21 protein-coding genes and 1 pseudogene are annotated in these 24,898 nt (G+C 50.2%); 11 read left to right on the forward strand and 11 right to left on the reverse strand.

What is annotated here, in order from left to right; all coding sequences use genetic code 11:
* Positions 1 to 308, forward strand: a 308-nt coding sequence (locus tag V5J35_RS01040) for a hypothetical protein (RefSeq protein WP_354016234.1), incomplete at its 5' end; no start/stop codon positions are given.
* Positions 309 to 492: 184 nt separating this feature from the next.
* On the opposite strand, the gene V5J35_RS01045 is transcribed toward V5J35_RS01040, so the two are convergent.
* Positions 493 to 1,875, reverse strand: coding sequence for a glyceraldehyde-3-phosphate dehydrogenase (locus V5J35_RS01045; RefSeq protein WP_419095785.1), 1,383 nt, complete (start codon positions 1,873 to 1,875; stop codon positions 493 to 495).
* Positions 1,876 to 2,170: 295 nt separating this feature from the next.
* On the opposite strand from V5J35_RS01045, the pseudogene mfd reads away from it, so the two are divergent.
* Both mfd and V5J35_RS01060 read left to right on the forward strand, forming a co-directional pair.
* A pseudogene (gene mfd, locus V5J35_RS01055) lies at positions 2,171 to 5,630 on the forward strand (transcription-repair coupling factor).
* Between the two features lie 34 nt (positions 5,631 to 5,664).
* On the forward strand, positions 5,665 to 6,564 hold the full coding sequence (locus tag V5J35_RS01060; RefSeq protein WP_354009495.1) for a CsiV family protein: 900 nt from the start codon (positions 5,665 to 5,667) through the stop codon (positions 6,562 to 6,564).
* Positions 6,565 to 6,573: 9 nt separating this feature from the next.
* On the opposite strand, the gene V5J35_RS01065 is transcribed toward V5J35_RS01060, so the two are convergent.
* Positions 6,574 to 7,023, reverse strand: coding sequence for an FAD-binding oxidoreductase (locus V5J35_RS01065; protein ID WP_354009496.1), 450 nt, complete (start codon positions 7,021 to 7,023; stop codon positions 6,574 to 6,576).
* 47 nt (positions 7,024 to 7,070) lie between these two features.
* On the opposite strand from V5J35_RS01065, the gene V5J35_RS01070 reads away from it, so the two are divergent.
* Complete coding sequence (locus V5J35_RS01070) at positions 7,071 to 7,679, forward strand: C2H2-type zinc finger protein (RefSeq protein WP_354011344.1); 609 nt, start codon at positions 7,071 to 7,073, stop codon at positions 7,677 to 7,679.
* Between the two features lie 47 nt (positions 7,680 to 7,726).
* Here V5J35_RS01070 and V5J35_RS01075 read toward each other — a convergent pair whose 3' ends face one another.
* The 4 genes from V5J35_RS01075 to V5J35_RS01090 form a co-directional block, all read right to left on the reverse strand.
* Positions 7,727 to 8,020 (reverse strand): hypothetical protein, encoded by a 294-nt coding sequence (locus tag V5J35_RS01075; RefSeq protein ID WP_354016237.1) that lies wholly within the window; start codon positions 8,018 to 8,020, stop codon positions 7,727 to 7,729.
* Positions 7,977 to 9,536: an extracellular solute-binding protein gene (locus tag V5J35_RS01080; protein ID WP_354016238.1), complete on the reverse strand. Its 1,560-nt coding sequence runs from the start codon at positions 9,534 to 9,536 to the stop codon at positions 7,977 to 7,979. Before V5J35_RS01080 ends, V5J35_RS01075 begins: the two co-directional genes overlap by 44 nt.
* Positions 9,537 to 9,706: 170 nt before the next feature.
* On the reverse strand, positions 9,707 to 9,982 hold the full coding sequence (locus V5J35_RS01085; protein ID WP_354009498.1) for a 4a-hydroxytetrahydrobiopterin dehydratase: 276 nt from the start codon (positions 9,980 to 9,982) through the stop codon (positions 9,707 to 9,709).
* Between the two features lie 311 nt (positions 9,983 to 10,293).
* A complete protein-coding gene (locus V5J35_RS01090; RefSeq protein WP_262567457.1) occupies positions 10,294 to 10,695 on the reverse strand; it encodes a hypothetical protein in 402 nt (133 codons plus the stop codon).
* 421 nt (positions 10,696 to 11,116) lie between these two features.
* Here V5J35_RS01090 and aat point away from each other — a divergent pair, with 421 nt between their 5' ends.
* From aat to infA, 3 genes are all read left to right on the forward strand, one after another.
* Entirely contained in the window at positions 11,117 to 11,806 is a 690-nt protein-coding gene (gene aat, locus V5J35_RS01095) for a leucyl/phenylalanyl-tRNA--protein transferase (protein WP_354009499.1), read from the forward strand.
* Between the two features lie 25 nt (positions 11,807 to 11,831).
* Positions 11,832 to 12,539 carry an arginyltransferase gene (locus V5J35_RS01100; RefSeq protein ID WP_354009500.1) on the forward strand — a complete coding sequence of 236 codons (708 nt, stop codon included), beginning with the start codon at positions 11,832 to 11,834 and terminating at the stop codon, positions 12,537 to 12,539.
* 133 nt (positions 12,540 to 12,672) lie between these two features.
* Entirely contained in the window at positions 12,673 to 12,891 is a 219-nt protein-coding gene (infA, locus tag V5J35_RS01105; protein ID WP_034842760.1) for a translation initiation factor IF-1, read from the forward strand.
* An 86-nt stretch (positions 12,892 to 12,977) separates the two neighbouring features.
* Here the strand turns inward: infA and clpA are convergent, their stop codons facing one another.
* The 3 genes from clpA to V5J35_RS01120 form a co-directional block, all read right to left on the reverse strand.
* Complete coding sequence (gene clpA / locus V5J35_RS01110) at positions 12,978 to 15,269, reverse strand: ATP-dependent Clp protease ATP-binding subunit ClpA (protein WP_354009501.1); 2,292 nt, start codon at positions 15,267 to 15,269, stop codon at positions 12,978 to 12,980.
* Positions 15,270 to 15,289: 20 nt separating this feature from the next.
* Positions 15,290 to 15,646 carry an ATP-dependent Clp protease adapter ClpS gene (gene clpS / locus V5J35_RS01115; RefSeq protein WP_354009502.1) on the reverse strand — a complete coding sequence of 119 codons (357 nt, stop codon included), beginning with the start codon at positions 15,644 to 15,646 and terminating at the stop codon, positions 15,290 to 15,292.
* Between the two features lie 332 nt (positions 15,647 to 15,978).
* Positions 15,979 to 18,201, reverse strand: a complete 2,223-nt coding sequence (locus tag V5J35_RS01120; RefSeq protein ID WP_354009503.1) for an NADP-dependent isocitrate dehydrogenase — start codon at positions 18,199 to 18,201, stop codon at positions 15,979 to 15,981.
* Positions 18,202 to 18,580: 379 nt separating this feature from the next.
* Between V5J35_RS01120 and mnmA the strand changes: the two genes are divergently transcribed.
* The 3 genes from mnmA (at position 18,581) to purB (ending at position 21,871) form a co-directional block, all read left to right on the forward strand.
* Positions 18,581 to 19,702, forward strand: coding sequence for a tRNA 2-thiouridine(34) synthase MnmA (gene mnmA, locus V5J35_RS01125; RefSeq protein WP_354009504.1), 1,122 nt, complete (start codon positions 18,581 to 18,583; stop codon positions 19,700 to 19,702).
* A gap of 74 nt (positions 19,703 to 19,776) precedes the next feature.
* Positions 19,777 to 20,388 (forward strand): high frequency lysogenization protein HflD, encoded by a 612-nt coding sequence (gene hflD / locus V5J35_RS01130; RefSeq protein WP_354009505.1) that lies wholly within the window; start codon positions 19,777 to 19,779, stop codon positions 20,386 to 20,388.
* A 112-nt stretch (positions 20,389 to 20,500) separates the two neighbouring features.
* On the forward strand, positions 20,501 to 21,871 hold the full coding sequence (gene purB, locus V5J35_RS01135) for an adenylosuccinate lyase (protein ID WP_354009506.1): 1,371 nt from the start codon (positions 20,501 to 20,503) through the stop codon (positions 21,869 to 21,871).
* Positions 21,872 to 21,990: 119 nt separating this feature from the next.
* Here the strand turns inward: purB and V5J35_RS01140 are convergent, their stop codons facing one another.
* Positions 21,991 to 22,125 carry a hypothetical protein gene (locus V5J35_RS01140; RefSeq protein ID WP_354009507.1) on the reverse strand — a complete coding sequence of 45 codons (135 nt, stop codon included), beginning with the start codon at positions 22,123 to 22,125 and terminating at the stop codon, positions 21,991 to 21,993.
* A gap of 271 nt (positions 22,126 to 22,396) precedes the next feature.
* Between V5J35_RS01140 and V5J35_RS01145 the strand changes: the two genes are divergently transcribed.
* Positions 22,397 to 23,398: a threonine ammonia-lyase gene (locus tag V5J35_RS01145; RefSeq protein WP_354009508.1), complete on the forward strand. Its 1,002-nt coding sequence runs from the start codon at positions 22,397 to 22,399 to the stop codon at positions 23,396 to 23,398.
* A gap of 8 nt (positions 23,399 to 23,406) precedes the next feature.
* Here the strand turns inward: V5J35_RS01145 and V5J35_RS01150 are convergent, their stop codons facing one another.
* Positions 23,407 to 24,867, reverse strand: a complete 1,461-nt coding sequence (locus V5J35_RS01150) for an ATP-binding protein (protein ID WP_354009509.1) — start codon at positions 24,865 to 24,867, stop codon at positions 23,407 to 23,409.
* Positions 24,868 to 24,898 lie beyond the last annotated feature (31 nt).

Here is a 24,898-nt window from a genome sequence, read left to right on the forward strand (position 1 = left end):
CCGCCATTGCTTCACATCTGGGGATGGATGAAATGAATCATATGCTCAGCCCTGAAAAATTTTTTCAGTTGGTTCACTCAATTCTTACAGATGAACACTTTGATACAATTGCCGGGCAGATTGAATTTGCCCGGAGGCTCCGCTGTCTCGCCAGCTCGGTTGCCCATTCCTTCAGCCTTGCAGCAATGGCCTCACCCCGAAACCAGAAACTGAGGGAGCTGGCTCGAAACTGGTATAAAGCAAAGAACGATCTGATTACTCAGGAAAGAACTCTCAAAATTAGTCAGGAAAATCAGCTACGCAAATAGCTACTACATTATTTCAATGAGATCGACGTTTAAGGTAGGTTGGGTGGAACGAAGTGCTTGTACCCGGAACGGGTGATACCCAACAATGCGCCGAAGGCTCAGCAAGCTTTGCCAGTACGTTGTACTGGTTGTTGGGTATCGTTTCACTCGACCCAACCTACAGGTCAAGCGTAACGGGAGGATGTCAAGCAGGAACAATCGGATAATTAACACCCGAAATCTGCCGCAGAATCCGGTTCACCTGACAGCTGTAACCGTACTCATTATCGTACCAGACATAGAGTACACAGCGGTCACCGTCCACAATTGTCGCCTTGCTATCGACAATGCCCGCCTTGTGATTCCCCACAAAGTCACTGGACACCACTTCACTGGAGTTAATAAAATCAACCTGCTTTTGCAGTGATGAATACAGCGAAGTGTCCCGCAGATAGGTATTCAGTTCAGTAAGCGTCGTTGTCTGCCCCAGGTTCAGGTTCAGGATTGCCAGGGAAACATTAGGCGTCGGTACCCGTATGGCACTGCCCGTCAGTTTGCCCTTCAGTTCCGGCAGGGCTTTGGCCACCGCTTTGGCGGCACCGGTTTCGGTGATGACCATATTAAGAGGCGCGCTGCGACCGCGACGGGAGCCTTTATGGTAGTTATCAATCAGGTTCTGGTCATTGGTATAAGAGTGAACGGTTTCCACATGCCCACTGACAACGCCGTATTGATCGTGAATAGCCTTCAGCACCGGAGTAATGGCGTTGGTGGTACAGGACGCTGCCGAGATGATTCTATCTTCCGGATCAATATCCCGGTTATTAACGCCATAGACAATATTTTTCAGGTCACCCTTACCCGGCGCGGTTAACAGGACTTTGCTGACACCCTTACATTCGAGGTGCTGGCTAAGACCGGCCTCGTCCCGCCATACGCCGGTATTGTCCACCACAATGGCGTTTTGAATACCGTACCGGGTGTAGTCAATGCTGTCTGGGGAATTGGCATAAATCACCTGAACCCCCACACCATTGGCATAAATAATGTCGTTATCATCATCAACACTGATCGTGCCACGAAAAGAACCATGCACTGAATCCCGCCGTAACAGGCTGGCACGCTTCTGCAGATCATTATCAGCCTTGCCCTTGCGAACAACGATTGCTTTAAGGTTAAGCCCGGCCCCGCCACCAGCCCGTTCAATCAGAATTCGTGCCATCAGCCGCCCGATACGCCCAAAGCCATAAAGCACAACATCCTGACCCGTAGCCCTGCCGGATTGCCCACCGGTGGCCAGCTCACCCAGTTCCTGCTTTACATAATCAGAAACGGGCTGCTGGCTGCCTGACGTCATATAGCCGTTCGCCAGTTTGCCAATATCAATGCGACAGGGAGCCAGGTCCATCCCGTCGAGCGCTTGAAGAACAGGAAATGTATCCCTGACCGTTAATCCGCTATCCTTTAGCTGTCGTATAAATTTATGGGATTTCAGAATTTCGATAACAGAGCGGTTAATAATGGAACGGCCATAAACCGTCGTTACCACATTTTTATCCCGATACAACCGCCCAATCAGCGGAATCATAGATTCCGCGAGTGCCTCTCGCTCCTTCCAGTCCTGAAAATATTTTTCTACCACGGTGTCGATCCTGCTGTTTATACTTCTTATCGTTATGCCGTCTTCGGGGCTTCCCGTGGCTATTATCCTGACCATAACGCCAATTAGCAATATTCGGATAACATCATCTCACAAACCTGATCACCTGCTTTTGATTTCAACACTTCAGGCTGTGACAGTTCAGGGTGTGACAAGAGCGGCTGAATAGCTACAATGCGCATTCATCAATGCACTTATATCAATCAGGACGTACCGTAGATTCATGTCACAGGCAAGCCTTCCCCTGCCCACCCATGCGGGTGACAAAATAATCTGGGCCAATCTCGACCAGACCGCCAGTGCCTGGGCCATTGCCAGTGCCGCCAGAGAAAGCAGCAAGCCCCTGCTGGTCATCACACCTGACTCCAACCGGGCCAACAGCCTTGAAGAGGAGCTGACGTTTTTTCTCAATGGGAATCAATCCATTAAAATCATGCATTTCCCCGACTGGGAAATTCTGCCTTACGATGCCTTTTCACCCCACCAGGACATTGTTTCCCAGCGTCTTGAAACCCTTTACCGTCTGCCTGGCTATCAGCACTGCATCCTGATTATTTCTATCACAACACTGCTCCACCGCATGAGCCCCCGCAGTTACCTGGAATCGAACTGTCTGGTGATCAGCCGGGGCGATACGTTCCTGCTGGAACAGCGTCGCCAACAACTGGAGCAGGCGGGCTATCGTTGTGTTGACACGGTCTATGAGCATGGAGAGTTTGCTATCCGTGGCGCCCTGATGGACATCTTCCCGATGGGGGCTGACCAGCCATTCCGTATCGACCTGTTTGATGATGAGATCGATACCCTGCGTGCCTTTGACCCTGAAACCCAGCGTTCAACCGAACAGGTGGGCAGTATCGAGCTGCTGCCCGGCCATGAGTTCCCCATGGATAAAGCCGCCCGGGACCAGTTCCGCAGCCGCTTCCGGGACACGTTTGACGTGGATTACCGGGAATGCCCGCTCTATCAGGATATTGGCCAGGGTATGGCCAGTCCGGGCATTGAATATTACCTGCCACTGTTCTTTGACCAGACAGCCACCCTGTTTGACCAAACTCCCTGAACAGACCATCGTCGTTCAGTGTCAGGGCGTTCAGGAAGCTCTTCAGCATTTCTGGAAAGACGTCAATGAGCGTTATGAAAACCGTAAGGTTGACCCGCTGCGCCCCTTGTTGCCGCCACATCGGGTATTGATGCCACCGGAAGAACTGAACGCAAAACTGATGGATTACGGTCGGGTCCGACTCGATACTGACAGCGCTAAAGAAAAACAGGGGCGTTATAACCTTAGCCATTTACCACTGCCTGAACTGACACTGAATGCCAGGGCCGATAACCCTCTGGCACCGCTGGAAACCTTTATCGCTTCCGGTTCGCGTATCCTTCTGGTGGCAGAGAGTGCCGGTCGCCGTGAAGTGCTGCTTGAAATGCTGGCCCAGAACCAGATTAAGCCGGTGGAGTTTGCCAACTGGTCAACCTTCCTGGGTCACAGCGAGCCTCTGGGCATTACTCTCGGTTCTCTGGAGGCAGGACTGCATCTGTCAGAACCGGATGTAGCACTGATCCCTGAAGCCCTGCTGTTGGGTCAGCGGGTGATGCAGAAACGACGCCGCCGGGGCGACAGTGATTACCAGACCGATCAGGTGATCCGTAACCTGACCGAACTGCGCGAAGGCGCGCCTGTCGTGCATATTGACCATGGCGTGGGGCGCTACCGTGGTTTGCAGACGCTGTCTGTTGACGCCCGGGAAGCGGAATTTGTAACCCTGGAGTACGCCAGCGAGGCAAAACTCTATGTCCCCGTCGCATCACTGCACCTGATTGCCCGTTATACCGGTACTGACGATGAGCTGGCTCCCCTCCATCGCTTAGGCAGTGAACAGTGGACCAAAGCCCGTCGTAAAGCCGCTGAAAAAGCCCGGGACGCCGCCGCCGAACTGCTGGACATTTACGCCCGCCGGGAAGCCCGGAAGGGGTTTGCCTTTGACTCCCCGGACCAGCAATACCATGCCTTCAGCGCAGGCTTCCCGTTCGAGGAAACACCGGACCAGCAACAGGCCATCGAATCAGTAATCAAAGACATGACAGCCATCCAGCCCATGGACAGACTGGTCTGTGGTGATGTGGGCTTTGGTAAAACCGAGGTAGCGATGCGGGCTGCCTTTATGGCGGTTCAGAGCGGCAAACAGGTGGCGATTCTGGTACCCACCACACTGCTGGCGCAACAGCATTATGAAAGTTTCCGGGATCGTTTTGCCGACTGGCCGGTGGAAATCGATGTGGTCTCCCGGTTCCGTTCAGCCAAACAGGTGCAGGGACTGAAAGAAAAACTGCAGGAAGGCAAGATCGACATCATTATCGGTACCCATAAAATTCTGCAGGGCGACCTGCATTTCAAAAACCTCGGATTACTGATTATTGATGAAGAACACCGTTTTGGTGTACGCCACAAGGAAAAGCTGAAGTCACTGCGCTCCGAAGTGGATATCCTCACATTGACAGCGACGCCAATACCCAGAACCCTGAATATGGCGATGTCCGGTATACGTGACCTGTCGATTATTGCCACACCGCCCGCCAAACGTCTGTCAGTAAAAACCTTTGTGCGCCAGCACGATGACCAGCTGATAAAAGAAGCCGTTCTGCGTGAGCTGCTCCGTGGTGGCCAGGTCTACTGCCTGCACAACGAAGTCTCCAGCATTGAGAAAGCCGCTGAAGACCTGCAGGCGTTGATACCGGAAGCCCGTATCGGCATTGGTCACGGCCAGATGCGTGAGCGGGAGCTAGAACAGGTGATGTCGGATTTCTATCACAAACGTTTCAATATCCTGGTGTGTACCACCATTATTGAAACCGGTATTGATGTCCCCAGCGCTAACACCATTATCATCCATCGTGCCGATAAATTCGGACTGGCTCAGCTGCACCAGTTAAGAGGCCGGGTCGGTCGCTCCCATCACCAGGCGTATGCCTACCTGATGACACCATCACCCAAGTCCATGACCAGGGATGCCGTCAAACGGCTGGATGCCATTTCCGATGCTCAGGATCTGGGAGCCGGATTTATGCTGGCGTCTAACGATCTGGAAATTCGTGGTGCCGGTGAATTGCTGGGTGAAGACCAGAGCGGTCAGATTCAGAGCGTCGGCTTTACCCTGTATACCGAAATGCTGGAAAAAGCCGTTAACGCTATTCGCCTGGGTGAAACACCAAATCTCGATAAACCTCTGCAACAGGGAACCGAGGTGAATCTGCGCCTCCCTGCCCTGTTGCCGGAAGATTATATTCACGATGTTCACAACCGTCTGATTCTCTACAAACGCATTGCCGCTGCCGGTTCAGACAATGACCTGAAAGGTCTTCAGGTAGAATTGATTGACCGCTTTGGTCTCCTGCCGGAGCAGGCCAAAAACCTGTTCCGGCAGACCCGTATCCGTCTGACCGCTGAGAAACTGGGGATTATCAAGCTGGACGCTGGCGAAGACAATATTCGTATTGAGTTTGAAGACCAGCCCAAAATCGACCCACTGGCGATTATCCAGATGATTCAGGCTGATCCTCATCTCTACAAACTGGAAGGAAGCAGTGTCTTCAAGTACAGTGGCGCTATAAATGGAGCCATGGAACAACCTGAGCAGCGCTTCGCCACAGTTGAAAGCCTGCTGCAGAAGCTGACAGTATAATACCTGTCTGCAGTAACTCTCGGAAACCCCGTTAATGATACGAAAGTTCAAAATCATCCTGAAACCTTTACTGTTGCTGGCAGCACTGCCAGCCATCAGCCATGCCCGCGACGCCGAGCCACAGCGATGGTTCCAGGCGGACATGGTGGTCTTTGTCAACCAGAGCAGTATGAATGGTGCTGAGCAGTGGCCCAAAATCAGTCCTCATACTATTCCGGCTAATGCCATCAAACTGCGCAGCCCGGATGCACCCAACTCTGCACCGGGCATCAACGACCTGTTGAGCCTGCACAAACAGGATCGGGAAAACGCCTTTCCTGATCTGGAACGGGAAGCCTTTGTGTCCCTGCCAAGGGAGGCTCATGTATTGCTTAAGCAGGGAAATACAATTGATGCAGCCAGTGATTACAAGGTGATCAGCCGGATGGCGTGGATTATGCCACTGGAAGATGATTCCAGAAGTAAGCCCATCAAAATCCGGGCCTACAGCAACACCGGCAAACCCAGTCTGCTGGAGGGTTCAATCAGTATCAGCTCCAGCCGCTTTCTGCATGCGGATGTCAATCTGTGGTATAGCGAACTGAGCCGGGAAGCCCTGTCGGACCAGCTAATGAGTGTTACAAACGATGCAGACAGTGAAAATCCGCAGAGAATGGTGAATAGCAAAGCGAAACCCGATATTCGCCGTGACCTGCAACTGGTAATGGACCCATCAGGTACGCCCATGAAAATAACCCGTAATTTCCAGTTGCGGGAAAGCCGACGGATTCGAAATACACGACAAATTCAGTATCTTGACAGTCCGGTGCTGGGTGTACTGATCAAACTCACACCTTACGACGTTCCTGAGGTTCCTCTGCTGCCTGAAATCGAATCTTCCAGACAGCCTGAGCCGATACTCGGGCTGCTGCCGGGCCTGAACCTGGAAGGCTGACCGGACATATTACTCCATCTGCTGCCCGGAGTAATTCGGGTAGCGCCCTTCAGACTGTCTCTTTACCTGCCCCAACTCCTCTTCTGTCAATGCCTGATAGTCTCGGGGATAAGGCCAGCCATAGCCCCAGCGAAATGAAGTAGGAAGTACAGGAGTGCCGCCAATGCGAACCCCGAACTCCATAAGCCTGCCCACAGCTGGCTGCCCCAGGCTGGAGACACACGACTTCAGCTGTTTATCAGCCTCCATTCGTTCATCCTGTTTTCCCCCCTTCCAGTAGGCATAATCATGCGCAATACAGCAATCCAGCCACAGCGTTCTTAATTCAGGAAGGCCGTCAGGAAACCAGCTGCAGCCATCACTGGCGAATGGAGCAATGCTGTCTGCGGATGCCTGGTGAATGACCAGAAAACAATACAGAAGAACCGACCACCTTAGGCAATAATATTTATATTCCATCGTTGAACAGTTAAAAACTATTGGTGAAATTTAAGCAGGTTTTTATCATGCCAGAATATAGATGCACTGTGTGCAATAGACAGTTTACGCATGGAGGTGACTTCAATAAACACATGAAATCCCATTCCGGTGAAAAAACGGAGGTTTGCCCGACCTGTGGGAAGAAATTTGGCATTAAAGGTAACTTAACGAGGCACATGAAAACCCATGAGGGCCAAAGAACCTATGCCTGCTCATTCTGTGGAAAACTTTATAACCGACAAGATCATGTTACAAGACACATAAGGAACTACCATCAAAATCCGGCTACCACTGTTTCCGTTGAAGCCCATGAAGGAGAAGGCTCTGTCGGAACAATCACATCAACAACGCATACATTCAACACCTCCCAAACACTCACTACCGTCAGTCATGTCAGCTCAAACGTTGGAGAGGCTCAGGTGGTTACTCAGGCAAGCGATTCTGTAGTCACAACCACTGTAACGCAACGCGGGGAAAGCATCAGTCATTTCGAAAGCAGACAAGAGGCGGCCTCAGCACTTCTGCAGCTGGAGGGTTCGTTGAGAGATCAAGAGGCAGCCGAAGCACTGATGCAGCTGGGACGTACAGAGGGAGAACAAGACGCGGTCGAAGCACTGCTGCATCTGGGGGAGTGAGCAAACCGGGCCACACAGTGCTGGCAGAAGTATGAAGAGAGTCCACTTTATTTCTTATCTGTTTCATACCACCAGGAATGGATATCCATGCCATACAGGTCCTGAACCCCCGGATGCTTCAATTCACGACGATGGGCAATCCGGATTGACGCTATATACCACTTGGGTATTCCATAATGCCCCCACAACAATACCCGATCCAGGGCTCGAATAATGGTAACCAGTTCTTCCCGGGTTTGGGCCTGTTCCGTTTTATTGATCAGGCTATCAATTACCGGATCACAAATACCGCTTCGGTTACGACTGGTGACTTCGTCCCGGGGTTTCGCAGCCAAAACCATCCAGCATCTCCTTACCGGGTGACATAGCATGCCCGAAACCCCAGTTGATCAGGTCATAATCCAGTTTTTGTGTATGGTGGACAATCTGATGGGTATCCAGAGTCTGGATCGTTAACTGAACACCTGCCTGGTCGAGGGATTTCTTATAGCTATTCAGAGAAGGTCCCATCTGGGGAATCTGGTTCAGTATTTTTAACTCCATGGGCTGTCCGGTTTTTTGGTGTATCATTTTGCCCTGATCAAGCTCCCAGCCTTCTGCCTTTAACAGCTCGATGGCTTTGGCAATATTTTTCCGGTTATTACCGGAACCATCGGTTTTGGGAGGCTGGTATTCTTTTGTCAGCACCTCTGATGCCAACTGTCCGAAATAAGGCTTAAGCAGTTTAATTTCAGCCGATGACGGCAACCCTCTGGCGGCCATGTCAGTATTAACAAAATAACTGTCGTTCCGCGTGTATTCGCCAAACATCAAATGCTTATTGATCCATTCAAAATCAAAGAGCAGGATCAGTGCTTCCCGAACCTTGCGATTATCAAGGGGTGGCCTGCGGGTATTAAACATAAAAGCGTTCATGCCAATATTACTTTTAACCCTTATGCGCTCTTTGATAATGTCACCTTGCCTGACGGCAGGGATGTCATAAGCGGTGTGCCAGGTTCTTGCAACCATCTCTGTCAGAAAGTTGCTTGCTCCACTCTTAAGAGCGTCAAGTTCTGCGATGCTCAGGTTGATGTATTCAAAACGCAGCTGGTCAAAATTAAAGCGGCCATGGTTGACGGGCAGGTCTTTCCCCCAGTAATCAGGGTCCCGTGTATAAACAATCTCCCGACCAGGTTTAACCGTTTTCATGCGGTACGGGCCACTGCCAACAGGAATGTCCAGCGTTGTTTTGCTGAAGTCTTTATTGCCAGCAGACCAGTAATGCTCAGGCAACACAGGCAGACTGGCAAGAAGAAAAGGCAGCTTACGGTTTCCCGGGGCTTTGAATCGGAACAAAATGCGGTACGGAGACAGAATTTCTACCGATTCGACCCCGGTAAAATTCACTTTATAAATGAGATCGCCTTTACTGGTAAGGATGTTATAGCTGAAGGCAACATCCCGGGCCGTCACCGGCTTACCGTCATGAAATCGTGCGTTCTGACGCAGGTTAAAAATAACCCAGCTGCTATCTCTGGCACGCTCAACACTTTCTGCAATCAGACCGTATGCCGAATAAGGCTCATCAATGGAAAAGTGCATCAGCTTGTCGTATAGCAGAGACGACATGGCCGCATGATCTCCATTAATACTGTATGGATTCAGGTTATTAAAATTACCCTGTACCGATTCGCTGAACTCCCCGCCTTTAGGAGCATTCGGGTTGACATAATCAAAGTGCTTAAAATCTGCCGGATACTTTGGCGTCCCCGGCAGGGTAATGGCATGCTCTTTCAACGCTCCCACCGGCATCGCCCAGACCCAGACACTGTGGCATATCATCACGAGAAGCAAAAAGCACAGCCTGTTCGTCATTCTCTTAACCTTTCTGTTTATTGAGGTTAATAGTAGTCCTGAAAACAGAATGGTACTTCCCCGACAGGCTGTGAATTTGATATCGGGCTGAGATTTAGCATGGTCAGAAAGCTGTTTGAATGAATAGCGCCTGTTCATAGCCAGAACAGGCAGGTAATGGAGGTAAGCTACTAACTCTGTTTTTTTAATAGTTCGTAGAGCTGATCACATTTTTCTGCCAGTTCCCGGTCGACCGCAAGAACACCAGAGCCCTGATCCGACTCATGAGTCCCCCAGGCAATGGTCAGACTGCCCCACTCCAGCACCATACGTGGATGATGAATATAGGTTTCGGCAAGACCTGCCACGGCATTGAAAAATGCCAGTGATCTGGAATATTTTTTAAACGAAAAACGTTTTTCGAGATGCTCAACCCCGTCGTATACACAGACATTCCAGTCGCTCATGGTTATCTCCTGTAAAAAAGCCATCCCAGCCAGTGAGAATAGAGGCAGTGTAGAAAAATAACGATAACAACGTAAACTGGTATAGCTGAAATTGAGTCAGACAGCAATAGATCAAATAGCGTCGTCAGAAATCTCCCTCAGGGTGTTTACTGAAGATAATTTGGTTGAAATATTGCAAAAGAGATCGGCAGTGGCCATACAGTATGCTGCACCAAAGGCGCAATCAAAGCGATCAATACGCTGTGCTGCACAGCCCTATGCCTACAGAGCAAGAACGCCTGCTTGAAGGAAAAAGCCAGGACGGAAGCGTTTTAGTCTTCGCTGCCCTTGTCTTCTTTGTCTTTCAGCTCTGCCTGCAGCTGCTCAACTTCCTGCTTGCTGCTGTTCAGCTGCTGAGTCAGTTGCTTCTGCTTGGATTTCAGGGTGTTGTTCTCACCGGTCAGACCGCGATTCTGTTCCTGCAGACGTTTAACCTGCTTCTTCAGACGGTCAGGGTTGCTGGCACGCAGGTTTTTCAGTTCGTTTTCAGAACTCTTAACCAGTTTGTCGAGCTTCTCGGCTTTCTGCTCAGCAGCTTCAAGGCGGGACTTCAACTGAGTCACTTCCTTGTTGTGCTGTTCGGTGATTTCAATCAGAGCAGCAAGACGCTGTTGCTCGATAATGTCCATCTCTTCGGTATTAGCGAAATGGCCTCCCACGTTAAGGGTACCCATAGATATACTAGCCTCTGAAAAAGGTAATGATAGGATTAAACGAAGCAGCTTCCACCCGCATTGTGTAGCTATATATAGTGGTGCTACACATAGTGAAGCGACACATCGTAGAGCAACAATGAGATCGAAGTTTTGAGTTATGAACTGAATTGTTCTTCATTCAACGACTGGTAGAAGCAGACTGACGGTAGACGGGGTCGCATCGTAATACAGCATCCCCCTGAAGAAAAGGTAAATTTACATCATTAGCTGATGCATTGCCAATTTTTTTTGAGCCATGTCATCGAATACAGCTATAAGAAGAAAGTAATTGTATGTTTTATTATCAACAGGGGATCGATATACAATATATCCTGCCCTGTTTTTTCTATTTAAAGAGTGAGTCGCTGTTTATCAGCCATTTTGTAGTGTAAATCTTAGTATGGATATTTTTTTACATCGCTTGAACCCTGATAAGCCTGACTTTCCTCCTGTCAGCGAAGCGCTTGATCAGCCAAATGGTTTACTGGCATTTGGCGGAAAACTCGATACTGCCACCCTTCTCACTGCTTACCAGCAAGGTATTTTCCCCTGGTTTAACGCCGGAGAGCCCGTTCTCTGGTGGAGTCCGGACCCCAGGATGGTGATCAGCCCCGAAACCATCCACATTTCCCGTTCAATGAGAAAAGAGCTTCACAGGCATTCCTATAAGATTACTGTCGATCAGGACTTCGCCGGGGTGATGCATCAGTGCCGAATACTCAGGGAAAACGCAGAAGGCACCTGGATTACCGATGAGATGGAGAAAGCCTATAACCAGCTGCACGCGGAAGGTTATGCGCACTCCGTTGAAGTCTGGGAAGGCACCGAACTGGTTGGTGGCATCTATGGTCTGGCAATGGATCAGATGTTTTTCGGTGAATCTATGTTCAGTAAGAAAAGCAACACGTCGAAACTGGCCATTATTTACTTATGTCGCTTTCTGGCTGACCAGGGAATCAGGCTACTGGACTGTCAGGTCCCCAATCCTCATTTAGAGTCCCTTGGTGGGGTTTGTATGCCTAGACAGCTCTTTATGAAATATTTGAAAAAATATTGCCGTACCACTCATTCCGTTGCAAACTGGAATTAAGAGTGGCAATGGACGGCCAGACACAATGAGTGTTCTGAAAGATCTAAAATTCTACGCAACCCAGCCTCACACATGCAGCTACCTGCCGGAGCGACAGGCCATTACCCTGTTTATGGACCCGTCTACAGAGCTTGATTCGGGTCTCTACAGCCATCTTTCAGATATTGGCTTCAGACGCAGCGGCAGGCATATTTACCGCCCCCGCTGCAATGGCTGCAACGCCTGCATTCCGGCTCGGGTAGCGGTTAAGCAGTTCGCTCGTCGACGTACACAGAAAAAAAACTGGAATAAAAATCAGGACCTGGTGGTCACCGCCCATAAAGCGGTGAATGATGAAGAAACCTACCGGCTCTACCGGTCCTACATTAATACCCAGCATAAAGATGGCGATATGTACCCCGCAACTGAAGAACAGTTTGAGTCTTTTCTGGTTCAGTGTCCGGACTTCTGTACTTTTTATAAATTCCGACTTCAGGATGAACTGCTGGCCGTCGCCGTTACCGATCGTCTGAAACACGGGCTCTCGGCCATTTACACCTTTTATCACCCGGATTACCCGAGGCGTAGCCTTGGCCGTTACTGTATTCTCTGGCAAATCGAGCAGACCCGTAAGATGGGTTTTGACTATCTGCACCTGGGTTACTGGATCAAGGATTGTCAGAAGATGAATTACAAGATTCAGTATCGTCCACTGGAGATTTATCTCAACAATCGGTGGGTGACCCTGAAATAAGTGAATATCTGCAAATTGTTATCAGAATTGGCTTGATAACAGGCAGTTATCTTTGCTTTGGCGCTGGATTTAGGGCAGAATGCCAGCCAAATTTCTATTCCTCCAACATCGTTTGCCCTGAGGTCAATACTTAATGGCGAAAGAAGAAAGCCTTGAAATGGAAGGCGTGGTGATCGACACCCTGCCTAACACTATGTTCCGTGTAGAGCTGGAAAACGGTCACGTGGTTACCGCCCACATTTCTGGCAAGATGCGCAAGAACTACATCCGTATTCTGACTGGTGACAAGGTTAAAGTTGAACTGACACCTTACGACCTGACCAAGGGTCGCATCACCTACCGCTCCCGCTAAGTGCGAAGCGCGCCCCTGTAGACTGGCCTGAAAGATATTAAACGCTGGCAGGTTTGTCTGAAACAGGGGCAAACGCCCCTGCCAGATCATTTCCCATCGATAATCTCAAGCCCGGACGTCTTGCTTTTTGCTGCTTCAAACTTGAGGTGTAATTCGTCTTTCTTCACGGTCACTCGCACAAAACCACCGTTTTCAGACAGTTTTCCAAACAGAATCTGCTCAGCCATCGGTTTTTTCAGATGCTCCTGAATAGTTCTGCCCATTGGTCTGGCACCCATCTGGCGATCATAGCCTTTCTGAGCCAACCACTCTCTGGCCTTATCATCCACGTCCAGCTGCACTCTTTTCTCATCCAGCTGCGCCTGCAGCTCCGTGAGAAACTTATCAACCACAAATTTAATGGTGTCTTCGTTAAGTGCCTCAAAGGGAATAATTGAATCCAGACGATTGCGGAATTCCGGGGTGAAGGTCTTTTTGATCACGCTCATACCATCGGTAGTATGATCCTGCTCAGTGAAGCCAATAGAGCTTCGGGTCATGGTTTCCGCACCGGCATTGGTGGTCATGATCAGGATGACATTACGAAAATCAGCCTTACGACCATTGTTATCCGTCAGAGTACCGTGATCCATCACCTGTAACAGCAGGTTAAAGACATCAGGATGGCCTTTTTCAATCTCATCCAGCAGTAACACACAGTGAGGCGTCTTGTTAATGGCCTCGGTCAGCAAACCACCCTGGTCATAACCGACATAGCCCGGAGGCGCACCAATCAGCCGGGAAACAGTATGGGCTTCCATATATTCAGACATATCGAAGCGTACCAGCTCAATGCCAAGGGATTTCGCAAGTTGCCGACAAACCTCGGTTTTACCCACACCCGTCGGACCAGAGAACAGGAAGGAGCCAACCGGCTTCTCAGGTGCTTTCAAACCTGCCCGTGACAGTTTAATGGCTGTAGACAGCGACGTAATGGCACCATCCTGCCCGAACACCACCATCTTGAGGTTACGTTCCAGCTTGGACAGCAGCTCCTTATCAGAGGAAGAAACAGACTTGGGTGGTATGCGTGACATCTTGGCAACAATGGTTTCAACGTCCGTCACTTCAATCACTTCTTTTCTGTCTTCTTCAGACTGTAACTGCTGATAGGCACCGGCCTCATCAATCACATCAATGGCCTTGTCAGGCATGTGGCGGTCATTAATATAACGATCAGCCAGCTCGGCAGCCGCACGCAGCGAGTCATCTTCATACTTAATGGCATGATGTTCCTCAAAGCGCTGCTTCAAACCCCGGAGAATCTCAATGGTGTCTTCAACATTGGGCTCAATGATATCAACCTTCTGGAAGCGACGGGCCAGAGCCCGGTCTTTCTCGAAAATGCCCCGGAATTCCTGGAAAGTGGTTGAGCCGATGCAACGAAGTTCACCGGAAGTCAGCAAGGGTTTCAGCAGGTTGGAAGCGTCCATAACGCCTCCGGAGGCAGCACCGGCACCAATGATGGTATGGATCTCATCAATAAACAGAATGGCGTTATCAAGGCGCTTAAGTTCACTCAGTAATTTCTTGAAACGCTTCTCAAAATCACCCCGATATTTGGTACCAGCCAGAAGAGAACCCAGGTCCAGTGAATAGACAATCGCCTTTGACAGTACTTCGGGTACTTCACCATCAACGATCCGCTTGGCAAGACCTTCTGCAACCGCTGTTTTACCAACGCCTGCCTCACCAACTAGTAACGGGTTATTCTTGCGGCGACGGGTAAGAATCTGGCAGACGCGCTCGACCTCTTCAGCCCGCCCCACCAGGGGATCAATCTTGCCCTGACGAGCCAGATCATTCAGATTGGCAGCGTAGGTTTTTAACGGATCTTTGCCGGAAGACTCGGATTCACCTTCTTCCACCAGCTCGTTGCTGATTTCCTCCAGCTCCTGTCCGGGCATCTTGGCGATACCGTGGGCGATGTAATTAACGACATCAATTCTGGCCACATCCTGCTGTTTCAGGAAGAAAACCGCCTGACTTTCCTGCTCACTGAAGATAGCCACCAGAACATTTGCTCCGGTGACTTCCTTCTTGCCGGAACTCTGAACATGGAAAACAGCCCGCTGCAACACACGCTGGAATCCAAGGGTTGGCTGAGTTTCCCGCTCAGTATCCTCTGCAGCTATCAGGGGGGTGGTAGAATCGACAAACTCACTCAATTCCCGTTGCAGCCGCTCCAGGTCAACACCACAGGCAACGAGTACCCTGGAAGCGGATTCATTATCAAGAAGCGCCAGCAGCAGGTGTTCAACCGTCATAAATTCATGACGCTTGCTTCTGGCATCTCTGAAAGCACTGTTCAGTGTGAGTTCGAGGTCTTTATTGAGCATAAAAATTTACCCTGAGAACGCTAATCGGCTTTAACTGTTTTGCACAACAGGGGATGCTGGAATTCTCTGGAGTATTCATTCACCTGTGACGCTTTGGTTTCAGCCACATCTTTACTGAACGTGCCACAGATGGCTTTTCCCTGCGTATGAACTTTCAACATGACCTGTGTAGCCTGTTCGGCGGGCATGTTGAAAAAAACCTCCAGGACCTCAACTACAAAATCCATTGGTGTAAAATCGTCATTCAGGATGATTACCTGATACATTGAAGGCGGCTTCAGCTGTACTTTCTCAGGGAGCAAAGCGACATCATGATCACCTTCCAGCTCTCTGCCTTCCTTCTCTAAGCTTAGACGAAACTGCTCAAATTTACTCATAGATTGATGGACTGCTGTATGCTGCATAGCACTGATTTCCACGTGTATTACAGCGTATTTCATAAGACCCGGTATCATCCGGCACAGGCATTAAACGACAAATACATACTAAACCGGTATGTCAAAAGCACAACGCCACATTTCCATTCTAAATAAGTTGAGAAAAAGAACAATGGAGAGTTGGCAGGAATTCACGTATACGGATCGTAAAACACAGTAACCTGTTAAACAGTTCCAGACAGCATTACTGACAGGCAACACATGAAAAAAAGGCCGACACTATGAAGTATCGGCCTCTCAGGGGTTAACAGTAATCTGTTCTCAACTCAGTCTTACAAAGCACTTAGTGCGTTGTTAAACAGGGTTGATGGACGCATGGCTTTTGCCAGTCGTTCCGGGTCGGGGTGATAGTACCCCCCCATATCCATGGCAACACCCTGAACAGAGTTCAGCTCTTCAATAATGGCGGCTTCATTATCCTTCAGCACGGAGGCCAGTGCTTTAAAACGCTCTCTCAAGTCAGCGTCCTCTTCCTGCCCGGCCAGAGCTTCAGCCCAGTACATTGCCAGATAGAAGTGGCTGCCACGGTTATCCAGCTCGTTGACTTTTCTTGATGGCGACTTATTGGCTTCCAAAAACTGACCGTTAGCCTTATCCAGAGCTTCTGCCAGCACTTTTGCCCTGACATTACCGGTTTTACTGGCAAGGTCTTCCAGCGACACGGCCAGTGCCAGAAATTCACCCAGAGAGTCCCAGCGGAGATGGTTTTCTTTTACAAACTGCTGAACATGCTTGGGCGCAGAACCACCAGCACCGGTCTCATAGAGTCCGCCACCAGCCAGCAAAGGCACGATAGACAGCATCTTGGCACTGGTTCCCAGCTCCAGAATCGGGAACAGGTCAGTCAGATAGTCGCGCAGAACATTACCGGTAACAGAGATTGTATCCTTACCCGCCCTGATCCGTTCCAGACTGGTCTTAACCGCTTCAACCGGCGGCTGGATACGAATGTCCAGACCATCAGTGTCATGGTCTTTAAGGTAGGCGTTCACTTTGCCAATCAGGCTGGCGTCGTGGGCGCGCTGCTGATCCAGCCAGAAAATAGCCGTAGAGCCGGTGGCCCGGGCGCGGTTAACACCCAGCTTAACCCAGTCACGGACTGGCTCATCCCGGGTCTGGCACATTCTCCAGATATCACCCTTCTCTACGTTATGCTCCATTAATACCTTGCCAGCAGCATCCACCACACTGACAACACCCGTTACCGGAATCTTGAAGGTCTTATCATGGGAGCCGTACTCTTCCGCTTTCTGCGCCATCAGGCCGACATTGGAGACATTACCCATGGTGGTGACATCAAAGGCACCATGATCCTTACAGAACTGGATAACCTCCTGATAAACGCCTGCATAGCAGCGATCAGGAATCATCGCCCTGGTGTCATGAAGTTTGCCGTCAGGCCCCCACATTTTACCGGAGGAGCGGATCGCCGCGGGCATGGACGCATCGATAATAATATCGCTGGGAACATGCAGATTAGTGATACCGCGATCTGAGTCCACCATAGCCAGCGATGGTCGGCTGTCATAGACCTTCAGCAGGTCAGCTTCCACTTCGGCTTTCTGCTCAGCAGGCAAACCTTCTATTTTCGCGTACACATCGCCGATACCATTGCTGGCATCAACGCCAAGTTCTTCAAACAGTGCAGCATGTTTGGTGAACACATCTTTATAGTACGCCTCAACCGCCAGACCAAACATAATCGGGTCAGACACTTTCATCATGGTGGCCTTGAGGTGCAGAGACAGCAGCACATCCTGCTGACGGGCTTCTTCTATCTGGGCTTCATAAAACGCTGAAAGCGCAGAACTGCTCATCACAGCCGAATCAATCACTTCACCAGCCTGTAAAGAAAGGCTGTCTTTTAAGACAGTTATCTCACCTTGTTCATCCGTCAGCTGAATAGACACATCACCGGCATCCGCCATAACAACAGACTGTTCACTGCTATAGAAGTCCCCGTCCGTCATGTGCGCAACACAGGATTTAGATTCAGAACTCCACTCCCCCATGGAATGAGGATTCTTTCTGGCATATTCCTTAACAGGGCCAGCCACACGACGATCCGAATTGCCTTCACGCAGAACCGGGTTAACGGCACTGCCCAGCACTTTGGCATAACGGGCTTTTATTGCTTCTTCAGCAGGATTCTGAGGCTCCTCGGGATAATCCGGCACATCGTAACCATGCGCCTGCAATTCCCTGATGGCGGCATTCAGCTGAGGAATCGAAGCACTGATATTGGGCAGTTTGATAATATTGGCTTCCGGCGTTTTAGCCAGTTCGCCCAGTTCTGCCAGGGCATCACCCATCTTCTGGTCATCGGTCAGATGATCAGGAAAGTTGGCAATAATTCGTCCGGCCAGAGAAATGTCGCGGGTTTCAACAGTGACATCAGCAACAGAGGCAAAGGCCTGAACAATAGGAAGGAGTGAATATGTGGCAAGGGCTGGAGCTTCATCGGTTTCGGTATAAATAATCTTGGCTGTTGTCATAGTTTATTCCTGACTCCAAACGGCACTAAAGTCATATCCTCAGGCTGTCAACCCGTGAACCTGACCGGTAATAGAGCAGATCATCATTTGGCGTTATTATTACTTATGGTCACTGGGCGACCAGTGAAAAACCATTCCCCGTATAAAGGTGCTACTAAGATATACCAACATGAGCAGGGAATAAATGCGATAACACTGTATTTTTACTGAATTTTATAAGTATCATCGCAGCTTTTGCAGGATTCGGGTGGATATAGAAGTCATTCCCGACCGCAGGTAGAATAGCCGCCAGTTATTTTTTTACCATGGAAATGGCTTCATCCTCCCAGAGAGAATAAAACCACTTCCTATGCTCATAGCTAACAAGCTACAAGGTCCTATGAAACAACCTTCCGATACCAGAGTCATTGTCGGCATGTCCGGCGGTGTAGATTCTTCTGTCTCAGCGCTTCTGCTCAAACAGCAGGGCTACCAGGTAGAAGGTCTGTTTATGAAAAACTGGGAAGAAGATGACGGTACGGAATACTGTACCGCCATGGAAGACCTGGCAGATGCACAGGCAGTTTGCGACAAACTGGGCATCAAGCTGCACAAAGCCAACTTTGCGGCTGAGTACTGGGATAACGTGTTCGAACACTTCCTTAACGAGTACCGCAATGGCCGCACCCCTAACCCGGACATTCTGTGCAACAAGGAAATCAAGTTCAAAGCGTTCCTGGATTACGCCCGGCACCTGGACGCCGATTTCATCGCCATGGGACATTACGCCCGGGGCGGTAACGTCGATGGTCAGGCGGTTCTGAAAAAAGGTCTCGACAGCAACAAAGACCAGAGTTACTTCCTGCACCAGGTTGGCTCGGAACAACTGGCCCGCACTCTGTTCCCTGTGGGTGAACTGGAAAAGCCGGAAGTCCGTCGTCTGGCCGAAGAACACGACCTGATCACCCACAACAAAAAAGACAGCACCGGCATCTGCTTTATTGGCGAGCGTCGCTTCCGGGACTTCCTGAAGCAGTACCTGCCCGCTCAACCGGGCGATATTATCACCGAAGCGGGTGATACCATTGGCAAGCATTCCGGACTGATGTACCACACCATTGGTCAGCGTCAGGGACTGGGCATTGGCGGCCTGAAAGGTGCTTCCGAATCACCATGGTATGTGGTTGAAAAAGACCTCAACAGCAATGTACTGATTGTCGGTCAGGGCAATGACAACCCTCTGCTGTTTTCTGAAGCTCTGACCGCCAGCGATATATTCTGGATTGCCGGACAGGCACCTGAACTGCCTTCCAGGCTGACTGCCAAGGTGCGTTACCGCCAGCAGGATCAGGCCTGCACACTGTCTGAAATGGACGATGGCCGCTATCTGGTGGTGTTTGATGAGGCACAAAGAGCAGTCACACCGGGTCAGTCCGTGGTATTCTACAGCGGTGATATCTGTCTGGGTGGTGGCGTTATTGACGGACGTCACAAGACAGTAGCAGACGCCAAAGCCGCATAAGGTCATGGGTCTGCAGCCACCCGAACTGAAATCATCCACCCTGCAGACCCGCTGAACGGAACAGAGAATTACTGGTGCAATACACAGCAAAGGAACAGGCCGCAGCACTGGCCGGCATTTTTCAAGCAGCCGCGTTAGTAGAACGCCTGGCACGGACAGGTCAGCTGACGGATGAGGATATGGCTCCCTCTATCCACAGCGTATTCGTGACCAACCCGGATTCAGTAGAAGACATCTATCAGGGCTATGGCTCACTGGCACTGGGACGACAGACCCTTAAAAACGTGCTGGAGCGTCAAAGTGATGCGATTCAGGGGGATACCGTTCGCTATGCCCTCACCCTGATCCACCTTGAGCGTAAACTCAGTCGCAATGGCAACATGCTGCAGGAAATCAGTCAGCGCCTCACCCGTGCCGGGGAACAAGTCTCCCATTTCGGACTGCTGCACGAAAATGTGATTGCCGGTCTTGCGGGCATCTATCTGGATACCATCAGCACGTTCAGAACCCGTGTACAGGTTTCTGGTGACCTGCGCCACCTCCAAATCAAAAGCAATGCCGAAAAAATCAGGGCACTGCTTCTGGCGGGTATCCGTTCCGCTATCCTGTGGCGACAGACCGGCGGCAGCCGCTGGCATCTGCTGCTGAACCGCAAAAAATTGCTGGACGGTCTGAAGCAACTCTGACCATCGACTACTTTTTAGCCTTTTTCATACATCTTTTTTCATGCATCACACCTGAAAGACCGATGTTTTTTCGGTATGATGCGCCCTTTCTGCGATCATAAGGCGTTTAAACATGGAGCTGACTGCACTGACTGCCGTATCCCCTATCGACGGTCGTTATGGGTCTAAAACCGAAAGTCTCAGAACCATTTTCAGTGAGTATGGCCTGATCCGCTTCCGCGTTACTGTTGAAGTAAAGTGGCTGCAGGCTCTGGCTGCTCACCCACAAATCACCGAAGTTCCGGCTCTCTCTGAAGAAGCCGATGTTGCACTGAACCAACTGATCGATGGTTTTTCCCTGGCTGATGCCGAGCGTGTCAAAGACATCGAACGCACCACCAACCACGATGTGAAAGCCGTTGAGTACCTGATCAAGGAAAAGGTACAGGACAACTCTGAACTGGCTGCCATCAGCGAATTTGTTCACTTCGCCTGCACCTCTGAAGATATCAACAACCTGTCCCACGGCCTGATGCTGAAGACGGGTATGGAAGAAGCCGTTCTGCCAGTCATGGAAGAACTGGTAGCTGATATTGAAAAACTGGCACGTGATCACGCCAGCCAGCCGATGCTGTCCCGTACCCATGGCCAGACTGCGTCTCCGACGACACTGGGCAAAGAGATGGCCAATGTCGCTTATCGTCTGCGCCGTCAGATCCAGCAGATGAAGGCGATCTCTCCGCTGGGCAAAATCAATGGCGCTGTCGGCAACTATAATGCTCACCTGTCTGCCTACCCTGAGGTGAACTGGCAGGAACATGCTGAACAGTTTGTCACCAGCCTGGGACTGACCTTTAACCCATACACCACCCAGATTGAACCGCACGATTACATCGCCGAACTGTACGATGCCATCTGCCGTTTCAATACCATCCTGATCGATTTCGATCGTGATGTCTGGGGCTATATCTCTCTGGGTTACTTCAAGCAGAAGACCATTGCCGGTGAAGTGGGCTCCTCCACCATGCCGCACAAGGTCAACCCGATTGACTTCGAAAACTCTGAAGGTAACCTGGGTATCGCCAATGCCGTGATGCAGCACCTGGCCGCCAAACTGCCTGTGTCCCGCTGGCAGCGCGACCTGACCGACTCTACTGTTCTGCGTAACCTGGGTTCCGGTCTGGGCTACAGTCTGATTGCCTATGCTTCCAGCCTGAAAGGCATCAGCAAACTGCAGGTAAATGCCGAGATGCTGAATGCGGATCTGGATAATTCCTGGGAAGTACTGGCAGAGCCTATTCAGACGGTTATGCGTCGCTACGGCATTGAACAGCCTTACGAGAAACTGAAAGCACTGACCCGTGGTCAGGACGGTATCACCAAAGCAACTCTGGCCACCTTTATCGATGGACTGGAGCTGCCAGCACCGGTTAAGGAAGAGCTGAAAGCCATGACACCAGCCACCTATATTGGTAACGCTGTGGATCAGGCCAGGGCTATCTGAAAGCAATCTGTGCTTTTGAAGAGCTGCTTTTAAAGAGCTGAATAGCAAGAAGGCTGCCTGAATCAACAGACAGCCTTCTTCATACAGAGACAACAGACTATGAAGCAAACAGACGTCTATCAATCTTTATTATCATTCGGCGCTTCTTTCTGCTCAGTCTGAATAAGGTAGTAACTTTCCATTACCCTCTGCAGACACTCATCGGCTACTTTGTACAGCGAATGATCTTTGTTAAGGTTTGTTAGCCAGTTCATTGTTTTTCTATACCTTCCGGTGGAACCTTACTTACTGCCTTCTGATTCAGGCTGATTATCTGGTTTTATATCAACAGCTTACACAGTCATCTTAAACAGATGTACAACTCAAAGCACCAAAGAACACCGACTGAACGCAAACACATGCTACCACTTGTTAACATTTGCGATCAATTATTCATTAAAACTAATCCGGTATTACCATTCAGATTGCAACCCCTTCCTGCCATCAGGGTCTATCTTTGACTGATCTGACTGAAAAGGTTGTCTCATGTCCTCTACACCAACAGCCCTGCCCGACCCGACGACACTCAGGGAGGTGTACCAGCAGCAACAGGCCTATACCCGGATTACGCCGTTACTGGTTGCAGAGTCACTGTCAAAACTGATTCATGGCGACGTACTGGTTAAAGCAGAGTCACTGCAAAAAACCGGGGCCTTCAAATTCAGGGGAGCTATCTATCGCCTGTTGCTATTAACACCGGAACAGAAGCAGCAGGGCGTCACGGCTTACTCATCCGGGAATTTCGCCAGAGGCCTTGCCGCTGCAGGCCAGATTCTCGGTGTAAAAGTGACACTGGTCATGCCTGCGGATGCGCCGGAAAATAAAATCATCAGCGCAAGAAAACTCGGAGCCAATGTCGTACTCTGCAAACAGATGGAACCTTCCAGGGAAGAAGCAGCCCAGAAGCTTTCTGAAGACATTGCCACCCGGAATGGTTCAATACTGCTGCACCCTTTTGACGACCCGGAAATCATCAAGGGACAGAGCGCTGTTGGTGTCGAATTGATGCAGCAGCTACAGCAACAGCAGATTAGCTGCCAGAGCCTGTTGTGTCCTGTAGGTGGTGGTAGCCTGGTGGCAGGGTGCAGCCTGCTGTTTGACCCGTTTCATACCAGTACACGGGTGTTTGCCGTAGAGCCGGAGGGTTATGCCGGCATGAACCAGTCATTACTGGTTAATCATCTCAGCAGGGCGCCGGGGAAAAACCTGAGCCATTGTGACGCCCTGTTATCCAGAAGTCCCGGTAAAGCGAATTTTGAAGTGGTACGCCAGACCAGCGTTAAGGGCTTACAGGTATCAGAACACTTTGTCGTAGAAGCCGTGCAAATGGCTTTTGAAGAACTGAAACTGGTACTGGAACCAAGTGGTGCCATAGCACTGGGAGCTTTGATGCAATATCCGGCTCAGTTCAGGGGACAGACCGTCGTGGCGATAGCCACCGGCGGTAATGTTGATAAAGCCCTGTTCATGGAGCTACTGGACAAATAAAGAGCAGTCTACAGCCAGCGATGAAGGCAATTAAGAAGCTCAGGAACTTCTACAGGCTTGGAAAGGTAGTCGTCGGCACCCGCCAGGCGGCAGCGTTTTTCGTCTTCTGCTGAAGAACTGGCGGTCAGCATAATAACCGGAAGCATTCGATACTCGACCTGGCTTCTTAACTGCTCCAGCATGGCAAAGCCGTCCATTGTCGGCATCATTAAATCCAGTACCACAAGATCGATATGCCGCTCGGTCTCCATTAATTCCAGAGCCTGCCTGCCATTTTCAGACAGCAACACCTTCAGGCCATGTTTCTGAAGCAGCTGGGACAGGGCAAAACTGTTCCGCAGATCATCATCAACAAGGAGTACCGTTTGTTCGTCAAAATTAAAGGCTTCATCACTGTCTGGCTCGACAGTGTTAAGAAAGAAATCATTATCCTTGCTGGACGGGTTATGGTCTGCAGTATCGGGCAACAGGGAACCGGGGGGAAGCGAGAGTGTAAAAGTGGCACCCTGATCCTCTTCACTGACCAGTGTCAGTCTGGCATCCATCAGATCTGACAGTTTCCTGCAGATGGCCAACCCAAGTCCGGTGCCACCATATTGCCGGCTGGTCGTTCCATCGGCCTGTTTGAACATCTGAAAGATGGTCTGCTGTTTATCTGCGGGAATACCAATGCCCGAGTCAGACACGGCAAAACTCAGGCATTCCGACGTGTAATCCGTATCCGGATTCCAGACATCCCTGAAAATTCGAAGAGCCACACGCCCCTTTTCCGGCGTAAATTTACAGGCATTCGACAGCAGGTTTTTGAGTATCTGTTTTAACCGCTTCCGGTCTGTATTAATCCATTCACCCAGATCAGTGTCTACATCAATGGTAAAGGCCAGTGATTTTTCATCAGCCAGGGGTCTGAACTGCTCTTCAAGCGTCTGGCATAACTCATGGATCGAAACATCTTCCATGTGGATGCTCAGCTCGCCAGCCTGGACCCTGGACATATCCAGTATGTCTTCAATAATCTCCAGTAACTCATTGGCATTGTTATAAATAATCGACAGGGAATGAAGCTCGTCTGCACTGAGGTTGCCTTCTGAGTTATCCAGAATCAGTCTGGCAAGAATGATGGTACTGTTTAACGGGGTACGCAGTTCATGAGAAACATTGGCAAGAAACTCTGACTTGTAACGGCTGATTTTTTCCAGCTCTATGGCTTTCTCTTCCAGGGCCTGATTAGTCGACTGCAACATGCGTCGTTGATTTTTGAGTTTGTCCCGATGCTCTTCAAGGCTGAAGTTTTGCTTTTCCAGCTCCCGGGTTCGCTGTTTTACCGCTTCTTCCAGGCTGGCAGCCAGTTTCGTCAACTCCTGGTTTCTGAAAAATATCTCCCTGGTTTTTTCTTCCGCTATACGTTCAGCCGCCTTACGGGCAGACTTTTCACGTTGATAACGTTTTTTCCAGGCTTCAGCATCCATGACTTTAGATCGCTCCTCTGGAGTGAACCGT

The sequence above is a fragment of the Endozoicomonas sp. NE40 genome (genome assembly GCF_040549045.1).
Lineage (GTDB): Bacteria > Pseudomonadota > Gammaproteobacteria > Pseudomonadales > Endozoicomonadaceae > Endozoicomonas_A > Endozoicomonas_A lisbonensis.

Excerpts from the sequence above, each read along its gene's own strand:
- mnmA (WP_354009504.1), top strand. The coding sequence starts at position 18,581 with ATGAAACAACCTTCCGATACCAGAGTCATTGTCGGCATGTCCGGCGGT.
- V5J35_RS01140 (WP_354009507.1), bottom strand. The coding sequence starts at position 22,125 with ATGAACTGGCTAACAAACCTTAACAAAGATCATTCGCTGTACAAAGTA.
- V5J35_RS01045 (WP_419095785.1), bottom strand. The coding sequence starts at position 1,875 with ATGATTCCGCTGATTGGGCGGTTGTATCGGGATAAAAATGTGGTAACG.
- V5J35_RS01085 (WP_354009498.1), bottom strand. The coding sequence starts at position 9,982 with ATGAGCGACTGGAATGTCTGTGTATACGACGGGGTTGAGCATCTCGAA.
- clpS (WP_354009502.1), bottom strand. The coding sequence starts at position 15,646 with ATGAGTAAATTTGAGCAGTTTCGTCTAAGCTTAGAGAAGGAAGGCAGA.
- V5J35_RS01080 (WP_354016238.1), bottom strand. The coding sequence starts at position 9,536 with ATGACGAACAGGCTGTGCTTTTTGCTTCTCGTGATGATATGCCACAGT.
- clpA (WP_354009501.1), bottom strand. The coding sequence starts at position 15,269 with ATGCTCAATAAAGACCTCGAACTCACACTGAACAGTGCTTTCAGAGAT.
- V5J35_RS01120 (WP_354009503.1), bottom strand. The coding sequence starts at position 18,201 with ATGACAACAGCCAAGATTATTTATACCGAAACCGATGAAGCTCCAGCC.
- V5J35_RS01090 (WP_262567457.1), bottom strand. The coding sequence starts at position 10,695 with ATGGGTACCCTTAACGTGGGAGGCCATTTCGCTAATACCGAAGAGATG.
- V5J35_RS01060 (WP_354009495.1), top strand. The coding sequence starts at position 5,665 with ATGATACGAAAGTTCAAAATCATCCTGAAACCTTTACTGTTGCTGGCA.
- V5J35_RS01145 (WP_354009508.1), top strand. The coding sequence starts at position 22,397 with ATGTCCTCTACACCAACAGCCCTGCCCGACCCGACGACACTCAGGGAG.
- V5J35_RS01100 (WP_354009500.1), top strand. The coding sequence starts at position 11,832 with ATGAGTGTTCTGAAAGATCTAAAATTCTACGCAACCCAGCCTCACACA.
- purB (WP_354009506.1), top strand. The coding sequence starts at position 20,501 with ATGGAGCTGACTGCACTGACTGCCGTATCCCCTATCGACGGTCGTTAT.
- V5J35_RS01075 (WP_354016237.1), bottom strand. The coding sequence starts at position 8,020 with ATGGTTTTGGCTGCGAAACCCCGGGACGAAGTCACCAGTCGTAACCGA.
- V5J35_RS01150 (WP_354009509.1), bottom strand. The coding sequence starts at position 24,867 with ATGGATGCTGAAGCCTGGAAAAAACGTTATCAACGTGAAAAGTCTGCC.
- aat (WP_354009499.1), top strand. The coding sequence starts at position 11,117 with ATGGATATTTTTTTACATCGCTTGAACCCTGATAAGCCTGACTTTCCT.
- V5J35_RS01070 (WP_354011344.1), top strand. The coding sequence starts at position 7,071 with ATGCCAGAATATAGATGCACTGTGTGCAATAGACAGTTTACGCATGGA.
- V5J35_RS01065 (WP_354009496.1), bottom strand. The coding sequence starts at position 7,023 with ATGGAATATAAATATTATTGCCTAAGGTGGTCGGTTCTTCTGTATTGT.
- infA (WP_034842760.1), top strand. The coding sequence starts at position 12,673 with ATGGCGAAAGAAGAAAGCCTTGAAATGGAAGGCGTGGTGATCGACACC.